The 17,401-nt window shown below is 72.8% G+C and carries 13 protein-coding genes; 8 read left to right on the top strand and 5 right to left on the bottom strand.

What is annotated here, in order from left to right; genetic code table 11:
* The first annotated feature begins 19 nt into the window (after window positions 1-19).
* The 6 genes from LPA41_RS26940 to LPA41_RS26915 all read left to right on the top strand — a co-directional run bounded on the left by LPA41_RS26940 (window position 20) and on the right by LPA41_RS26915 (window position 6,303).
* On the top strand, window positions 20-1,030 hold the full coding sequence (locus tag LPA41_RS26940) for a 3-oxoacyl-ACP synthase III family protein (RefSeq protein ID WP_229073685.1): 1,011 nt from the start codon (window positions 20-22) through the stop codon (window positions 1,028-1,030).
* Window positions 1,027-1,767, top strand: coding sequence for a glycosyltransferase (locus LPA41_RS26935; protein WP_229073684.1), 741 nt, complete (start codon window positions 1,027-1,029; stop codon window positions 1,765-1,767). Before LPA41_RS26940 ends, LPA41_RS26935 begins: the two co-directional genes overlap by 4 nt.
* On the top strand, window positions 1,764-3,215 hold the full coding sequence (locus LPA41_RS26930; protein ID WP_229073683.1) for a class I adenylate-forming enzyme family protein: 1,452 nt from the start codon (window positions 1,764-1,766) through the stop codon (window positions 3,213-3,215). Before LPA41_RS26935 ends, LPA41_RS26930 begins: the two co-directional genes overlap by 4 nt.
* A 71-nt stretch (window positions 3,216-3,286) precedes the next feature.
* Complete coding sequence (locus LPA41_RS26925) at window positions 3,287-4,030, top strand: glycosyltransferase family 2 protein (protein ID WP_229073682.1); 744 nt, start codon at window positions 3,287-3,289, stop codon at window positions 4,028-4,030.
* 19 nt (window positions 4,031-4,049) lie between these two features.
* On the top strand, window positions 4,050-5,267 hold the full coding sequence (locus LPA41_RS26920) for a cytochrome P450 (protein ID WP_229073681.1): 1,218 nt from the start codon (window positions 4,050-4,052) through the stop codon (window positions 5,265-5,267).
* 124 nt (window positions 5,268-5,391) lie between these two features.
* Window positions 5,392-6,303, top strand: coding sequence for an NAD-dependent epimerase/dehydratase family protein (locus tag LPA41_RS26915; protein WP_229073680.1), 912 nt, complete (start codon window positions 5,392-5,394; stop codon window positions 6,301-6,303).
* A gap of 53 nt (window positions 6,304-6,356) precedes the next feature.
* Here the strand turns inward: LPA41_RS26915 and LPA41_RS26910 are convergent, their stop codons facing one another.
* Entirely contained in the window at window positions 6,357-7,526 is a 1,170-nt protein-coding gene (locus LPA41_RS26910; RefSeq protein WP_229073679.1) for an amidohydrolase, read from the bottom strand.
* Between the two features lie 269 nt (window positions 7,527-7,795).
* Here LPA41_RS26910 and LPA41_RS26905 point away from each other — a divergent pair, with 269 nt between their 5' ends.
* Window positions 7,796-8,488, top strand: coding sequence for a GtrA family protein (locus LPA41_RS26905; protein WP_229073678.1), 693 nt, complete (start codon window positions 7,796-7,798; stop codon window positions 8,486-8,488).
* On the opposite strand, the gene LPA41_RS43065 is transcribed toward LPA41_RS26905, so the two are convergent.
* The 3 genes from LPA41_RS43065 to ctaD form a co-directional block, all read right to left on the bottom strand.
* Window positions 8,370-8,930, bottom strand: coding sequence for a TetR family transcriptional regulator (locus LPA41_RS43065; protein WP_229073677.1), 561 nt, complete (start codon window positions 8,928-8,930; stop codon window positions 8,370-8,372). The two genes, LPA41_RS26905 and LPA41_RS43065, sit on opposite strands and share 119 nt — an antisense overlap.
* 191 nt (window positions 8,931-9,121) lie before the next feature.
* The gene (locus tag LPA41_RS26895) at window positions 9,122-10,591 is read right to left on the bottom strand and encodes a hypothetical protein (RefSeq protein WP_229073676.1); all 1,470 of its coding nucleotides are present in this window, start codon (window positions 10,589-10,591) and stop codon (window positions 9,122-9,124) included.
* A 135-nt stretch (window positions 10,592-10,726) separates the two neighbouring features.
* A complete protein-coding gene (ctaD, locus tag LPA41_RS26890; protein WP_229073675.1) occupies window positions 10,727-12,475 on the bottom strand; it encodes a cytochrome c oxidase subunit I in 1,749 nt (582 codons plus the stop codon).
* A 198-nt stretch (window positions 12,476-12,673) separates the two neighbouring features.
* On the opposite strand from ctaD, the gene LPA41_RS26885 reads away from it, so the two are divergent.
* Window positions 12,674-14,506 carry an alpha-keto acid decarboxylase family protein gene (locus LPA41_RS26885; protein ID WP_229073674.1) on the top strand — a complete coding sequence of 611 codons (1,833 nt, stop codon included), beginning with the start codon at window positions 12,674-12,676 and terminating at the stop codon, window positions 14,504-14,506.
* 818 nt (window positions 14,507-15,324) lie between these two features.
* On the opposite strand, the gene LPA41_RS26880 is transcribed toward LPA41_RS26885, so the two are convergent.
* Window positions 15,325-17,313, bottom strand: coding sequence for a DNA polymerase IV (locus LPA41_RS26880; RefSeq protein WP_229073673.1), 1,989 nt, complete (start codon window positions 17,311-17,313; stop codon window positions 15,325-15,327).
* Window positions 17,314-17,401 lie beyond the last annotated feature (88 nt).

Below are 17,401 nucleotides of genomic sequence, written 5' to 3'. Positions count from 1 at the left end.
GGACTGCACAATGAACCACTTGATCGACGAGTGGGAGTTGGCGCCTTACATGCGGGTCGGCATCACCGGGGTGGGCGCGCACCTCCCGGAGCACGAGGTCACCACCGCCGAGCTGCAGCACCGGGTCGCGGCACGGCTGCCGCGCGGTCTGTTCGCCCGGCTCACCGGCATCGAGCGGCGTCGCGTCGCGGGCGCCGGCGAGTACGCGTCGACGCTGGGCCTGCACGCCGCCCGTACCGCCCTCAAAGACGCCGGCCTGGACCCGCTCGAGATCGACCTGCTGCTCTTCGCCTCGGCCACCCGCGACATGGTGGAACCGGCCACCGCGCACATCGTCCAGGCCGCACTGGGCAGCCGGGCACACGCGCTGGACGTCACGAACGCGTGCAACAGCTTCGTCAACGGCATCGACCTGGCCCGTTCGATGATCCTGGCCGGCCGGGCCCGGCGCGCGCTGGTGGTCACCGGCGAGACACCGACCCGGGCGATGCGGCTCGACGCCGGCCTGGCCGAGGCGCGAAGGTCGTTCGCCGGTTACACGTTCGGGGACGCCGGCGCGGCGGTGGTGCTGGAACCGGTGGAGCGCGGCGGCATCCTGGACATCGACACCGAGACCCACTCCGAGCACTGGACCGCGGGCGGCATCCCGGGCGGCGGCTCCCGGCATCCGCGCGGCGACGAGCACACCTACTTCGCCGGTGACGGGCACCGGCTGCGCGGCGTCTTCGAGAAGGTCGGCGCCGGCATCCTCGATCGGGTATGCGGCCGCACCGGCCTCGAACTCGAGGAGTACGCCAAGATCCTCGTACATCAGGTGACGCTGCCCTACCTGGACCGCTTCGTCGAGGTCACCGGCGTGCCCCGGGAGAAGCTGGAGGTCACCGTCAGCGGTCTCGGCAACATGGCCAGCGCCACCCTCGGCGTGCAGCTGGCCCGGGTGCACCCCGGACTCGCCACCGGCGACCGGGTGCTGCTGGTCGGCCTCGGTGGTGGCGTCAGCCTGATGACGATGGTCTGGGAGCGGTCGTGAGCACGCCGCTGTGGGTGGTCGTCCCGGCGTACAACGAGGCGGCCCGGATCCGCGCCACCCTGGACGCCCTCGCCGCGCAGACCGACACCGCGTTCACGCTGCTGGTGGTCGACAACGGCTCGACGGACGGCACGGCCGGGGTGGTGGACGCGTTCCGTCCCGGCGCGCCGTTCCCGGTGCACGTGCTCACCGAGCCGGAGAAGGGGGTCGGCTGCGCGGTCGACAGCGGTTTCCGGCACGCCATCGCCGCGGGGGCCGTGCTCCTCGCCCGGACCGACGCGGACTGCCTGCCCCGGCCCGGCTGGGTGGCCGCCGCCCGGGCCGCCCTAGCCGGCGGCGCCGCGATGGTGTGCGGCCGGATCACCGCGCGCCGCGACGAGCACGGCCCGGCCGGCCGGGCCTTCTTCGCCGGGCTCGTCGCGATCGCCGCGCTCTTCGGCCGGCTGCGACCGGCGCACCGCGACGACGCGTTCCTGGCGCCCTACCGGATGCACGCCGGCAACAACATGGCGATCACCGCCGGCCTCTACGAGCAGTGCGGCGGCATGCCCCGGCGGCCGTCCCCGACGGACCGGCTGTTCCTGAACCGGGTCCGCCGGACGACCACGTCGATCACCCGGAGCCGGGCCATGGTGGTGGAGAACTCGACGCGCCGGATCCGCGCGTACGGGGTGGTCCGGACCGCGCGGTGGTACCTCGACCGGGGCAGCGGCCCCCTGACCCCGGACCCGCGATGACCCTCGACCGGCTCGCGGCCGGCCTGCGGCCCGGCGACGACACCCCGGCACTGATCCGCGGCCGCCGCACGGTCACCCGCGGCGACCTGGCGGCCCTGCGCGACGGGTACGCCGCCGCGCTGCACGCCCGCGGCCTGCACCCCGGTGACCTGCTCGGGCTCGCGGTGCGACCCGGGCCACGGGCCCTCGCGATCGTGCTGGCCGCGTACCGCCTCGGTGTCCGGGTCGCCGTGCTCGACCCGAACGCCGGGCCGGATGTGCTGACCGCCCGCCTCGCGCTGGCCCGCCCCCGCCTGATCGTCGCGGACGCGGCCGCCCAGGCGGTCGCCGGCTGGGCCGCGCCGCTGGCCCGCCGTGCCGGGCTGGCGCTGCCCGACCTGGCCGCGCTGGCACCGACCGTCACGGTGGGCCGCCGGATGCCCGGCAACGCGCCGGCGATGCGGCAGGTGCACGGGCCGTCGCCCACCTACGACGGCGACGGCGACGCGGTGATCATCTTCACCTCGGGCACGACGAGCAGCCCACGCGCCGTGGTGCACACCCGCGCCGGCCTCGACACCGGCCTGCGCGCGGTCGCCGAGCTGGTCCGGCCGCGTCCCGGCGTACCCGTCCTGGGCGGCACCTTCTTCGTGATGCTGCCGTCGCTCGCCGCCGGCGCACCGGTGGCGCTGCCCGCGCGCCGGCCGCAGGCGCTCGCCCGGCAGGTCACCGGCCTGCGCCCGCAGGCCACCTACCTCACGCCGCCGCAGCTGCGCGCCGCGCTCCACGCCGGCGTGCCGTTCACCGGCAGCGTCTACAGCGGTTCCGCGCCGGTCTCGGCGACCCTGCTGAACCGGGTCCGGGCGGCCGGTGCCGACCAGGCCTGGGGCGTCTACGCGCTCACCGAGGTCTTCCCCGCGGCCGCGATCTCCGCGACCGAGAAGGCCGCGTTCGGCGGCGACGGCGACGCGGTCGGCGAGCTCCTTCCCGGCGTACGGGCCACACTCGACGAAACCGGTCAGCTCCTTCTCGCCGGGGCGGGGGTCTGCGACCGCTACCTGGGTGCCGAACCGCACGAGTGGGTCGCCACCGGCGACGTCGCGCGCCTCGACGGGCGGCACGTGGTCCTCGCCGGCCGCAGCAAGGACATGATCCTGCGACGCGCCGAGAACATCTATCCCGGCCTCTACGAACCCGCCCTCCACGTGCCCGGGGTGTCGCTGGCCGTGCTCGTCGGCGTCCCCGCGGGCGACGGCGACGAACAGGTGGTCGCCCTGATCGAGACGTCACCGGGGGCCGATCGGGCGTCGGTCGAGGCCGCCCTGCGCGAGCCGCTGCGCCGGATGGGCGCGGCCCGCCCGGACCGGATCATCTTCGGTCAGGTCCCGCTGGCGGGCCGGTCCCGCAAACCCGACCGGGCGGCGGCAGCGCGGCTCGCCGCCGGCTCCTCCTCCGGGGGCCGCCGATGAGCGCGCCGGACCCCGCCGCCCTCGCTTCGGGCCACGTACCCGCCGCCATCGCTTCGGGCCACGTTCTCGCCGTGATCGTTCCGGCTTTCGACGAGGCCTCGTCGATCGGTGGCACCCTCGCCGCGCTCGCCGCGCAGTCCGACACCGGGTTCCGCCTCGTCGTCGTCGACAACGCCTCCACCGACGGCACCGCCGGCGTGGTGCGCCGGTTCGCGGCCACCGCGCCGTTCCCGGTCGAGGTCGTCACCGAACCGGCGCCGGGGGCCGGCACCGCCGCCGACACCGGGTTCCGGCACGCCATCGCGACCGGCGCCACCCTGCTGGCCCGCACCGACGCCGACTGCCGGCCGGCCGCCGACTGGGTGGCGACGGCCCGGGCGTACATCACCGCCGGCGCCGACATGGTCTGCGGCCGCAGCGTCCCACGCCGCGACGAGCACCCCACCTGGGCCGAACGGGTCGTCTTCCCGGCAGCGGTGCGCCTCGCCGCGGTCTACGGCCGGTACCGCCGGGCCCACCGCGCCGCCGGTTACCGCACCCCGTACGTCCTGGTGCACGGCCACAACCTGGCCCTGACCGCCCAGCTCTACCTCCGCTGCGGCGGCACCGAACGCGAACCCCTGGAAGCCGGCTCCGAGGACGTCACCCTGCTGAACCGCGCCCGGCGGCACACCGACCGCATCGTCCGCGCCGAGGACCTGGTCGTCGAGGCCAGCCTGCGCCGGCTGCGCGCCTGGGGCCCGCGTCGCACCCTGCTCTGGTACTGGGACCGCCGGTGGCGCCCCGTCTCCCCCACCGACGTCCACGTCCGATGACCCCGAAGGTTCCCGCCCGATGAGCGTCGCTCGCCCGGCGACCGGCTCGCCGGCCGCGCTACGCCGCGCCCGCCGCCGCGACCGGCAGGTCTACCTCGCCTCGCACCCGCTGCTCTTCGCCCTGCTCGCCGCCACCCGCCGCGCGCCGGCGACCCGGCTGGGCCGCACCGTGCTCGTCCACTCCCGCGAGGCCTACCTGGACGGCCTGCTCCGGGTACCCCTGGACCGCACCGCCGAGGGCACCACCGGCGGCGCGGCCGGACGCCTGACCAGCGGCGGGCTCCTTTTCGACCAGGACGGCGACGACCACCGCGGCACCCGCCGCTCCCTGGCCGACGCCCTCGGCGCCGACGGCGTGGCCCGGCTGCGCCCGACCTGGACCGCCGTGCTCGCGGACCGCCTGGCCCCGCTGTCCGAAGGCGGCCGTATCGACCTCGTCGACGTCGCCGCCGACCTCGCCGGCACCACCGCGGCAGCCTTGCTCGGCGCCCGCGTCGACGGCGGCCAACTGGCCGCGGCAGCCCGGCACGCGGCAGCCGCCGGCGCCCGCGAACACCTGCCAGGCCTTCCCCGCCCCGGCTCCCGCCGCGCCGCCGAGAAGGCCGCCACCAGCCTGAACGCCTTGCTCGCCCACGCACGCGCAACCAGCCCCGAGCCCGCATCCCGGCCCGCGCCCAGCCCCAGATCTGCGCTCAGCTCCAGGTCAGCGCCCAGCTCCAGGTCAGCGCTCAGCTCCAGATCTGCGGGTGACGACGGCCTGGCTGCCATGCTCGCCGTGGCCGCGATCAACACCACTGTCGCCGCACTGCCGCGCGCCGCCGCCTGGTGTGCCGACGCCGGCCTCTGGCCCTACGCCGAAACGGCCCTGGACGCCCTGGTCAGCGAGATCCTCCGGGTCACCGTGCCAACCCCCCTCCTGCCCCGGGTCGCCGCCGGGGCCAGCACCGCGGACGGCTGTCCCGTCCACGCCGGTGACCGGCTGATCCTGGTGGCCCGGCACGCCGTGGACGCCCATCGCACCGACCCGGACCCGGCCCACCCGGCACCCGACCGCACCGCCCAGCTCGTCTTCGGCGCCGGCCCGCACGCCTGCCCCGGCGCGCGGCTGGCCCGCGTACAGATGGCGGACACCCTGGCAGCGCTCGCCCCGCACCGCCCGGTCGTCGTCAAGGCCCGGCCCGACCGCCGCAGCGCCCTGCCCGGCTGGTCGTCCCTGATCGTCGAGGCCACCCGATGAGCCGCACCATGCCCGCGGGCGGCCGGATCCCGGCATCGCCCAGCCCCAGCACGCACGCCACCCCGGACCGCCGAATCCCTGCATCCCCCGACCCCGGCACACACGCCACCCCGGACGGCCGGCGGTGAGCGGGTTGCGCGGCGTACGGATCGCGGTCACCGGGGCCAGTGGGTTCTGTGGCAGCGCGGTCGTCCGGGCCGCGACCGAGGCCGGTGCCACGGTGGTCTGCCTGGGCCGGCGACCCGGGCCGGCGGGTGAGCACCGGTATTGGGATGCCGCCCGTACAGCACCCGATCTGACCGGAACCGATCTCGTCCTGCATCTCGCGGCAGCGGTGGGTGACCCCCCGCCCGGCCACGCCGCCGAGGACGCGTTCCGCGCCGTGAACGTCGACGGCACCGCCCGGCTGCTGGCATCCGCCGGTGATCGCCGGGTGGTCTGGGTGAGCAGCGCCAGCGTCTACGCCACGCCCGGGCCGGAACCGGTCCGGGAGGATCATCCGCTCGGTGGCATGACCGCTTATGGCCGCACCAAGGCGGCCGGGGAACGGCTGGCCCTCGCAGCCGGTGCGGTGGTGTTGCGGCCGCGGGCGGTCTACGGGCCGGGTGATCCGCATCTGCTGCCCCGCCTGCGCCGGGCGGTCCGCGGCGGGCGCGTCCTGCTGCCCGGGCCGGACATCCCGCTCAGTCTGACCGCCGTGGCGAACCTGGCCGACGCGTGCCTGGCCGCGGCCGCGTGGCCGGCGGGCGCCTACAACATCGCGGACGCGGTCGCCTACCGCCGCGACGAGATCGTCGGCGCGGCGCTGGGCGTTCCGGTGCGGCACGTGCCGATCGGCGCGGTCCGTGCGGTGGCGGCGGCGGCGACCGCTGCGGCCCGGCTGACGGGTCGCGAGCCGGCACTCTCCCGGTACGCGGTGGAGCAGCTCACGACGCCGATGATCCTGGACATCGGCCGGGCGCGCGCCCAGGGCTGGACCCCGGCCCGCACGTTCACCGACTTCCTGCGAACCGGTCAGCGCCGCAGCGCGGCATAACCGGTGCGGGGCGGAGCGGTCTGCGCCACCTAGCCGCTGCGCCCCGCACCCGGTCAGCGCCGCAGCGCCACGTAGGCGGTGCGCTGCCTCGGGTCCCGGGCGAGATCGATCGCGGTCCGCGCCAGCAGGCCCGCCCCTTCGACGATCGCCTCGTCCGCCGCCACCGACCGCGCGGCCAGGGCGAACTCGTGCGTGTGCGGCAGCGCCGCCGCGCCGCGCAGGCCGATCATCGGGTGGATCGACGGGATCACGTGACTGATGTTGCCCATATCCGTCGAGGCCGTTCCGGACCCGGCCGGCAGGGTCACCGGGATGCGGCCGAACGAGCGCAGATGACCGGCGTACGTTTCCATCAGCCAGGGATCGTTGCGCAGGTCGAGGTAGTCCGGCCCGGTGCGGCGGAACTCGACGCTCGCGCCGGTCGCCAGGGCGCCGGCGCGAAAGCAGTCGTACACCCGGTCCCGCAGCGCGTCCAGCCGGTCGGCGTCGGGCGCGCGCACCTCGTACTCCAGGACGCACTCCGCCGGGATGATGTTCGTCGTCGCGCCGCCGCTGCGGACGAATCCGGCAATGCGGGCATACGGCGCCGACTGCTGACGCAGCAGACCGATCGCGACCTGCGCCACGACCGCCGCGTCGGCCGCGTTGACACCGTCCCACGGCGCGGCGGCGGCGTGTGCCGGCTGACCGCGATAGGTCACTGCGAAACGGGTGCAGGCCTGCGTGGTGTCGCGAGCGCCGGCGGCGTCGATCGGACCGGGGTGCGCCATCATCGCGACGGTCACGTCGTCGAGGACGCCGCGTTCCAGCAGCAGTTGCTTGCCGCCGCCGGTCTCCTCGGCGGGCGTGCCGAGGAGTGTGACGCGGAACCCGTACCGGTCGGCGGCGGCCATCAGCGCGATCGCCGCTCCCGCCGACGTCGCGGCGATGACATTGTGGCCGCAGCCGTGACCGATTCCGGGCAGCGCGTCGTACTCCGCGCACAACCCGATCGTCAGATCACCCTCACCGTAGGTCGCGGTGAGCGCCGTCGGCAGACCCCCGGCCGCCTCGACCACCTTGAACCCGGCCGATCGCATCAGATCGGCGAGTTTGGCCGCCGAGGCGTGCTCGGCGAAGGCAACCTCCGGCTCGTCGTGCAGACTATGGCTGAAAGCGATCAGACGGTCCCGCCACGCGCCGAGTGTCGCACCGGCCACCCCGTACCACTTGTCCGTGCCCATCGGCCGCCCTCTCCGCACGCCGTCCCGCTCCGGATATGTACCCGCACGGACCGCCCGCCCCTGTCCGATCACGGACAGGTTGCAGTCTGCCGCCCCACCAGCCCGCAATCATGGCAACACCCCCGCTCCCACCAGCGAAAACAGCGGGCCCACAGGACCACACCCCGGGCGTACGGGTAACAGGCGTCACGCCATCAACAACGTTGACACCGGTCGTCAACATTGTTGACACTACGACGGTAACCATCGCAGTCCGAAAGCGTTCAGTCATGCCACGGCTCGCCCCGCTGTACCGCCAGCTCTTCTGGTTCATGCTGGTGGGCGCCCTCAGCACGGTGCTGCAGACCATCGTCTACGTGACCGTGCGCGGCGTCGCACCGGCGACCTGGGCCAGCTGGATCGCCCTGCTCGCCATCACGCCGCTCAACACCGAGGCGCACCGCCGGGTCACGTTCAACGTGCGGACCTCGGCCGTCGGGCGGCTGCACTGGGAGGCCGGGCTCACCTCGGTCGCCGTCTACCTGGCCAATCTGGCGGTGGCGCCCTGGTTCGCCGGCCTCGCCGGCCCGCACCCGTCGTCGCTGACGGAGGCCCTGATCCTGGCCCTGACCGGCAGCCTGATCGGCGCCCTGCGCTACGTGCTGCTGCGCGGCTGGGTCTTCGCCCGGCACCGTCACCAGCCCCCACCCACCGCCACCGGACCGGCAGCCGCAGGCGGGTCCGCACCCCCCGGACGACGGGCCGGATCCGCATCAGCCGCGCCGGTGACCGGAAACGATCAGCCAGAGCCGCGCGCGGCAGTTTCGGGCTGTGGGCGGCGGCCCGGTTTCGGGTTCCGGCTGATCAGACGGCCGGGTCGTCGCTGTCCAGCAGTCGCTGGATCGCGTCTCCGTAGAGTGCGACGATCGCCTGCCGGTCGGCGCGGGTCAGCACCGGATCAGCGACCAGCCAGTACGCGTTGATCAGCCCGGTGAACTGGGCGGCGGCCAGGCGGGCGCGGAGTTCCGGGTGGGTGCCGCCGATCCGGCCGGCGAGCGGTGCCACGAACACGTCGTGCATCGAGGCCCGCAACCGGTCCTTGATCTCGGGCCGGTCGGAGGCGGTCAGCATCGCGCGGTAGACCCCGGCGGCCGCGGTGTCGGACGCGTCGAGCACGAACTGGACCAGTTTCCGCCCGAGCGAATCGATCGGCCCGGCCAGGATCCGGGGCAGTTCCTGTGACACCGGGACGGCGGCGAGGAAGAGGGCTTCCTTGGATCCGAAGTGGCGGATCACCAGCGCCGGGTCGCACCCCGCGGCGGCGGCGATGGCCCGGACCGTGGTGCTCGCGAAGCCGTCCCGGACGAACAACTCGGTCGCCGCCCGGTGGATCGAGTCCCGGGAGGGAGGATTCTGCGGCCGCACCCCACCAGTCTAGGGCGGCACGACCGCCGAACCGGAGAGCCGCCCGCCCCAAGATCAACGGGCCGGACGGCGGAGCCGCGGCCCACGATCAACAGGACGGCGGGAGCCCGCCCGAAGAACGGGCCGGACCCCGGCCGGCCCGGGACGACGGCCGGGCCGGCCGGGGTCGGTGACCACCGGAGCGGAGCTTGTCAGCTCCCCGAGGCGCTCCGGCGGCGACGGCCGAGCGGCAGCGCGACCGTCCCGAACAGCACCAGCGCGACTCCCCCGATACCGAGCACAGTCACGTTGGCGCCGGTGAGCGCGAGCGCGCCGCCGCCCGTACCCCCGTCGCCAGGAAGGGGCTCACCCAGCGCGACCGGAGTGACCGAGGGCTTGGGGGACGCCGAGCGCGAGGCCGACGCCGACGGCTGCGGCTTGACCGGGCGCGGAACGGCAGGCGTGGCCGCGCCCGGACGGGACGTGACGGGCGCGGACGACGCGGGCGCGGGCGACGCGGAAGCGGCGGCGGAGGCCGACGACGACTGGTATCCGCCGTGGTCCCCGCGTGACGACTTGCCGGCGGCGGGCGCGCAGGCGGAGACCTTCAGCCGGCCGAGCGCGACGTCCAGCAGGTGCGCCTGACCGATTTTGACCTCGACGCGGAGGGTGGCGGCCTCGGCGCTGACCGTACGCTTGCCGATGTCCGAAGTGGCCCTGCCCAGCGACAGGCGCACCTCGAGCGCGGAGCCCTTGTGCTTGTCGAGGCCGCCGATCAGGCTCAGCGAGACGTCGGCGCCGGCCTCCTTCAGGGTGGTGACCACCTTGCCGCCGGAGCTGATCTCGAGCATCGCCGGCCGGTAGTCGACCGTGGAGTGCCGCCGGTCGCTCGCGGCGACCGCCTCCAGCGTCGGCTGGTTGACCACCTTGATGCCGATCTCCTGCGGGCTGCCGCCGAAGAGGCTCAGGTCACCGAGGGTGACACCGGCACCGGCGCGTACGCCGACCTGCCCGCCCGGCAACCGCACCAGGTCCGTCGCGCTCTGCGTGGAGCCGCTCGCGCCGACCCGCAGCAGGCTGGTCTTGTGCGAGGTGTGGGTCAGGTCGTTGATCGCGTGGATGGCGGGCACCCCGTGCGAGCCGCCGAGCACGGAGAAGCCGGCGAGCATGGTGGCGGACCGGGTGAGCGGGCCGGCCTTGCCGCACCGGTACGCGTCCTCCCAGGTCGCCTCGGCCGTCGCGGTGCCGGCCTTGACGGTGGCGAGCCCGGACACGTCGACCTGGGCGAGGTCGACGCTGGCCGGACCGCCGTTGCGGGGCGCCTTGTCGATGGCGGCGGCCCGGGTCAGCGGGATGCCGAGCAGTTTGGCGTCGGCGTATTTCGCGGTGGCCACGCTCTTGTGCGGCCGCGCCTCGCTGTCGGCGTCACCGCGGGAGGAGGCGAGCCGGACGTCGGTAAGTGTGGGCAGTTCGCGGTGCAGCGGCCCGGGGTCGAGCATCGTGATCTTGGCGAGGTCGGCCTGCGAGCTGGCGGTGAACGGTCCGACCGTGCAGTCGGGGGTCGTTGCCGCCGCCGTCGCGGGCATCGCCGGGACGGCGAGCGCGGCCACGACGGCGGCTGCTGCGGTCTCCGCGGCGCGCCGTCGGCGGGGCAGGTGGTGGTGGCGGCGAGCGATCGGCATGTGCGTCCCTTCCGGGTGGGGAAGATGTCCGATCTCTCATCGCAACGCACCCTTTAGGAGCTACGGGCACGACATGTACGACTCACTATCCGCACACAGCGGCAAAAGGGATAGACCACCGCATCACCGCCGGAATCAACGATCCGATCGGTCCTCCGGATAGGTCGCCCCGCCGGAGGATTCCTCGGTGAGCGGGCGGGCGCCACCCTCGGGCGGACCGGCCACGGACTGCTCACCGGCCGCAAGCTGCGGGAACTTGGCGTCGAAAGCCGGTCGCTCGGAACGGATCCGCGGCATCCGGTCGAAGTTGCGCAGCGGCGGCGGGCTCGACGTCGCCCATTCGAGGGAGTTGCCATGGCCCCACGGATCGTCGGCGGTCACCAGTTCGCCCGCCTTGTACGACTTCCACACGTTGTAGATGAACGGCAGCGTCGCGATGCCGAGGATGAACGAGCCGACCGTGGACACCATGTTGAGCACCGTGAAGCCGTCGCTCGGGAGGTAGTCCGCGTACCGCCGGGGCATGCCCTCGGCACCGAGCCAGTGCTGCACCAGGAACGTGGTGTGGAAGCCGATGAAGGTCAGCCAGAAGTGAATCTTGGCGAGCCGCTCGTCGAGCATCCGGCCGAACATCTTCGGGAACCAGAAGTAGATGCCGGCGAACACCGCGAACACGATCGTGCCGAACAGCACGTAGTGGAAGTGGGCCACCACGAAATAGCTGTCATGCACGTGGAAGTCGATCGGCGGGGCGGCGAGCAGCACCCCGGTCAGGCCGCCGAGCAGGAACGTCACCATGAAGCCGAGCGACCACAGCATCGGCGACTCGAATGTGACCTGGCCGCGCCACATGGTGCCGATCCAGACGAAGAACTTCATCCCGGTGGGGATGGCGATCAGGAAGCTCAGGAAGCTGAAGAACGGCAGCAGTACCTGGCCGGTGGCGAACATGTGGTGCGCCCAGACGCTCATCGACAGCATCGTGATCAGGATCGTCGCGGCGACCAGGGTCTTGTAGCCGAAGACCGGCTTGCGGCTGAAGACCGGCACGATCTCGGTGATGATGCCGAAGAACGGCAGCGCGATGATGTAGACCTCGGGATGGCCGAAGAACCAGAACAGGTGCTGCCACAGCATCGGCCCGCCGGTCTCCACGTTGAACACCTGCGCCCCGAAGATCCGGTCGGCGCCGAGCGCGAAGAGGCTTGCCGCCAGGAACGGGAAGACCAGCACCACCAGCACGCTGGTGAGCAGGATGTTCCACGTCATGATCGGCATCCGGAACATGGTCATGCCCGGTGCCCGCAGGCAGATCACCGTGGTGATCATGTTGACCGCGCCGAGGATGGTGCCGAGACCGGAGATGGCCAGGCCGACCACCCACATGTTGCCGCCCACGCCCGGCGAGTGCTGACCACCGCTCAGCGGCGTGTACGCGGTCCAGCCGAAGTCCGCCGCACCACCCGGGGTGAGGAAGCCGCTCACCGCGATCAGCCCACCGAAGAGGTAGAGCCAGTAGGCGAACGAGTTCAGCCGCGGGAACGCCACATCCGGCGCACCGATCTGGATCGGCACGACGAAGTTCGCGAAGGCGAAGACGATCGGGGTCGCGAACAGCAGCAGCATGATCGTGCCGTGCATGGTGAACAGCTGGTTGTACTGCTCCGGGGAGAGGACCTGCATGCCCGGCCGGGCCAGCTCGGCGCGCATCACCAGCGCCATCGCGCCACCGACCACGAAGTACCCGAAACTCGTGACCAAATACATGATCCCGATCTGTTTCGCGTCGGTGGTCCGGATGGTGCGCGTAAGCCACGAGCCCCGGATCTGACGCCGCACCGGCCAGCGGCGGGTCTGCACGGGGCGTGGAACGACAGCGGTCATCGAAAGTCCTCCCGGAACTGTTCGTACTCCCCGCTGCCAGGCTTGCCAAGACACCCATATTCACCGAAATGGATCAACCCCCGCGCCGTGCACCATCCGCACATCGTGACAGGTTTCGGAGATCCTCCGGCTGTACAAGTTGTCCAGGATTTCACGGTTCGGTTGTGCACTCTGCGGCTCATGATCAACCTATTTCGCATGATCGACTTTGCCGGAACCGTGACCGTCGCCGCCTACCTCGGACTCCGCCTGCGCCAGGCCGGGGTCGAGCACCTGTTCGGCGTACCCGGCGATTTCAACCTCAACCTGCTCGACGGCCTCGCCGAAGTCGACGGCCTGCGCTGGGTGGGCTCCCCCAACGAGCTGGGCGCGGGCTACGCGGCGGACGCCTACGCGCGGCGGCGCGGCCTGAGTGCGCTCCTCACGACGTACGGGGTGGGCGAGCTCTCCGCCCTCAACGCGGTCGCCGGCAGCTCCGCCGAGGACGCCGCAGTGGTCCACGTCGTCGGTTCGCCACGCACCGCCACCGTGACGGCCGGCGCCCTCGTCCACCACACCCTCGCCGACGGCGATCTCGGGCACTTCGCCCGCGCGTACGCCGAGGTCACCGTCGCCCAGGCGACGCTCAGCGCCGAACGCGCCGCCCAGCAGATCGACGACATCCTGCTCGCCGCGCTCACCCACCGTAAACCGGTCTACCTCAGCGTGCCGCAGGACCTCGCCCTGCACCGCATCCCGGCGGCGCCGCTGCGCGAACGACTCACCCCCACCTCCGACCCGGCCGCCGTCGGACGCTTCCGCGCCGCGGTGCGCGAACTCCTGACCCCGGCGACCCGCGCGGTCATGATCGGAGGCCAGCTGATCTCACGGTACGGGCTGAGCAGCCTCGCCACGACGATGACCGCCTCGGGCGTACCGTTCGTCGCCCAACTCTCCGCGAAGGCCGTCGTCGACGAGTGCCGCACCGCCGGCGTCTACGCCGGCACCATGCTCGACGACGGCCCGGCCGCCCTGGTCGCCGACGCCGACGTGGTCCTGCACCTCGGCACCACGCTGACCGCCGAACTGACCGGTTTCTTCACACACCGGCGCCCGGACGCCCACACCGTCCAACTCCTGGCGACGGCGGCCGTGGTGGGTGACGAGCGCTTCGACGGCGTACTCTTCCCGGACGCGATGGCCACCCTGGCCGAGCTTCTCCCCGCTCCCGCCGCCGCTCCCACCGTCGCTCCGGGCGTCGCTCCCGGCTCCGCTCCCGCCGTCGCTCCGGGCGTCGCTCCCGGCTCCGTTCCCGCCGACGCTGTTCCCGCAGGCAGCGACCTTTCCGCCGGGGCCGTTCCCGACCCTTCCGCCGGGCCTGTTTCCGGCCTTTCCGCAGAGGCTGTCTCCGGCCTTTCCGCCGGGGCTGTTTCCGTGGGGGGCGGCCTTTCCGCCGGGGCCGTCGACGGGTCGCCGCTGACCCAGGACGTGTTCTGGGCGGAGATGCAGTCGTGGCTGCCCGCCGGAACCGCCCTGATCGCCGACACCGGGACCGCCTACTGGGGCGCTCTCGCCCTGCGGCTCCCCGAGGACACCGTCTTCCTGGGCCAGCCCATCTGGAACTCGATCGGCTGGGCGCTGCCCGCCGTCCTCGGCCAGGGCCTCGCCGACCCGGGCCGGCGACCCGTCCTGGTGATCGGCGACGGCGCGGCCCAGATGACGATCCAGGAACTGAGCACCATCGTCACCGCCGGCCTGAAACCGATCATCCTGCTGCTCAACAACCGCGGCTACACCATCGAGCGCGCCCTGCAGAGCCCGAACGCCGCCTACAACGACATCGCCGCCTGGAACTGGCGCGCCGTGGTGGCCGCCTTCGCCGGCACCGAGACCGACTACCACCACGCGCCCACCGCCACCGACCTGACGAAGGCCCTGACCACAGCGTCCGAAACCGATCGACCCGCCTTCATCGAGGTCGAACTGGACGCCTTCGACACCCCACCCCTGCTGCGCCGCCTCGCGGAACGGGCCACCGCCGCAGCGAAGTAACCCCGGCAGTCTCCTCATCCGGTCCGGCTCGCCGTGCGGCATGCCCCCGCCGCACGGCGAGCGCCCGGAGCGCACAGCCCGTCCCGCGGCGCCCACGAACGTTCACCGCCCAAGCACCAGTGGTCACCGTTCCAGCACCCTCACGCCAGATCCGGCTGTCACCCACGGTCGTTAAGAAGCGCTCCAAGCAGCCACCAACGACAGCCCACCCACCCCAGCTGTCACCCACGGTCGTTCAAAAGCACTCCCACCAGCCACCAGCGACAGCCACCCACCGGCTGTCACCCACGGTCGTTCAGAACCGCTCCCAGCAACCACCAACGACAGCCCACCCAGCCCAGCTGTCACCCACGGTCGTTCAAAAGCACTCCCACCAGCCACCAGCGACAGCCACCCACCGGCTGTCACCCACGGTCGTTCAGAACCGCTGCCACCAGCCACCAGCGACAGCTCACCCACCCCAGCTGTCACCCACGGTCGTTCAGAAGCGCTCCCAGCAGCCGCCAGCGACAGCTCACCCACCCGGCTGTCACCCACGGTCGTTCAAAACCGCTCCCAGCAGCCACCAACGACAGCCCACCCACCCGGCTGTCACCCACGGTCGCTGACGATGCTTGTCTCGACCGATCGGGGCCGGGCCTGGCCGGCGCTTGTGGCCGTGCGGAAACGGTTCTCGCGGCCAACGAAGCACAAGCCAGCAATGACCGCTCCGGTTCGGCCGTCTGACAGGCCACAAGTAGCGGAACAGGACAAACCAACAAGGTCCGTGGCGGCACGTTCGCCGGGCCCGGACCCGGTGAGCGCTCGTGGTCAACGCACTATTCAGGTGCGCGCCAATCCGGTGGGTCGGCGGGGTGCAGGTGTGGATCGTCGGCCGCGAACGTCCGCACCGGACCCGGCGGCGTGGTCGGGCCCTCGAAACGGACTGTCACCCTTCCCAAGCCGCTTCCCCACACCCAGCCCGCACCATGATCGTCATGCCGGACGTCCTGCCCCGGCCGCCACACCCGAGGCTCCGGATCCCCCACTCCCGAAGTCATCCCAACACCACCGGAACCCCCGGCCACCGAATCTGAGCCGGTCCCGGCCGACGAGCCCGAGCCGGTCCCGGCCGACATGTCCGAGCCACTACCGGCCGACGAGCCAGAGCTATTTTCGGCCGACATGCCCGAACCGCTTCCCGCGGGCATGCCCGAACCGCTTCCCGCCGGCGAACTCGAACCTGCGACGTCAGGCGGTGAAACAGCACCAGGGGCCACCACTGCCCCGCCGTCCACCGCCGAGGATCCGACGATCATGTCGACAGCCGCGGACACACCCACCCCTCCCGCGGCTCGCCCGTCAGCATCGTCCGCGCCGGCCAGCCCCGATCCAGGCGAGTCAGCGGACACCCCTGATCCAGGCGAGTCAGCGGACACCCCTGATCCGGGAGGTCCAACCGACAACCCCGACCCGAAGGGCCCGGCCGACAACCCGAGCCCGGGAGCATCAGCCGGCTGCCCGAAGCCGGAAGACGACGCGCCTGGCCCAGAAACCACAACCGACCCGATCAATCCGGGCTCAGCAGGAAGCAGAGCTCCGGACGCCGCAACCGACCCGGACGACCCGGATGGGTCGGACAGCCCAGACGACCCGGCCGACCCGGATGGGTCGGACAGCCCAGACGGCCCGGACGGCCCCGACGGGTTGGGCCAGAGATCGGGTGCCGCGGAAGGCGGCGCGGTCACCGGCCAGACGCCGGAGAAGAGGTCGTCCTGGGCGAAGTCCGCCAGCGTCGACACGCCCACCCCCAGCAGGCGCACCCCGCCCGTGGTGTTGACCTCGGCCAGCAACCGGCGGGCCAGCTGGGCGACGAGGCGGCCGTCGTCGGTGGGCTGGTCGCGGGTGATGGCGCGGGTGACGGTGGTGAAGTCGGGGTGACGCACTTTGATGTTGACGGTGCGGCCGGTGAGGCCGCTGTCGCGCAGGCGGCCGGTGACGCGGGCGGCGAGCAGGTCGAGTTCGCGGTTGAGGCGGACCGGGTCGGCGAGGTCGACGTCGAAGGTTTCCTCGGCGGACACCGACTTGGCTTCGCGCTCGCCGACGACGGGGCGGTTGTCCTCGGCGCGGGCCAGCCGGAACAGGCCGTTGCCGTGTGCCGTGCCGAACCAGTCGACGAGGTCTTCGAGGGGGACCGCGGCGAGCGCGCCGACCGTGCGCACCCCGGCGCGGTGCAGTCGCTGCTCGGTGGCCGGGCCGACGCCGCCGAGCGTGCTCACCGGCAGGGGGTGCAGGACCGTGAGCTCGTCGCCGGCCGGCACCACCGTGAGGCCGTCGGGTTTGTTGAGCTCGGATCCGATCTTGGCGAGCAGTTTCGAGGAGGCGACGCCGACCGAGCCGGTGATGCCGCCGGTGGCTTCGGCGATGTCGCGTTTCAGCTGGAGCGCAAGCTCGGTGACCCCGGCCGGGGTGAGGTCGTGGCCGGCGGCGGCGAGGTCGAGGTAGGCCTCGTCGATGCTCACCTGCTCGACCAGCGGCGACACCCCGGCCAGCAGCTCCATCACGATCTCACTGGTGCGCTTGTAGGCCGCGAACCGTGGCGACAGGTAGGCCGTGCCGGGCGGGCAGCGGCGCCGCGCCTGAGCCATCGGCATGGCGGAGCGCACCCCGTAGACCCGTGCCTCGTAGGACGCGGTGGACACCACGCCACGACCGGCCACCCCGCCCACGACCACGGGTTTTCCGCGCAGCGACACCTTGTCGCGCTGCTCGACGGCGGCGAACATCGCGTCGAGGTCGACGTGCAGAATGCTCGGCTGGCCCCTCACGATCGCAGCCTATGCCGAGGGTCCGACAACTTCGGGGAACGCTCATGCCCTGGTAGATGCCGGAGCGGACTGGCGACAACACTTTTCC

The organism is Actinoplanes sp. DH11 (assembly GCF_020873875.1).
Taxonomy (GTDB): Bacteria; Actinomycetota; Actinomycetes; order Mycobacteriales; family Micromonosporaceae; genus Actinoplanes.
Note: the sequence above shows the minus strand (reverse complement) of the source record. Positions and strands in the feature narration are given on the sequence as shown.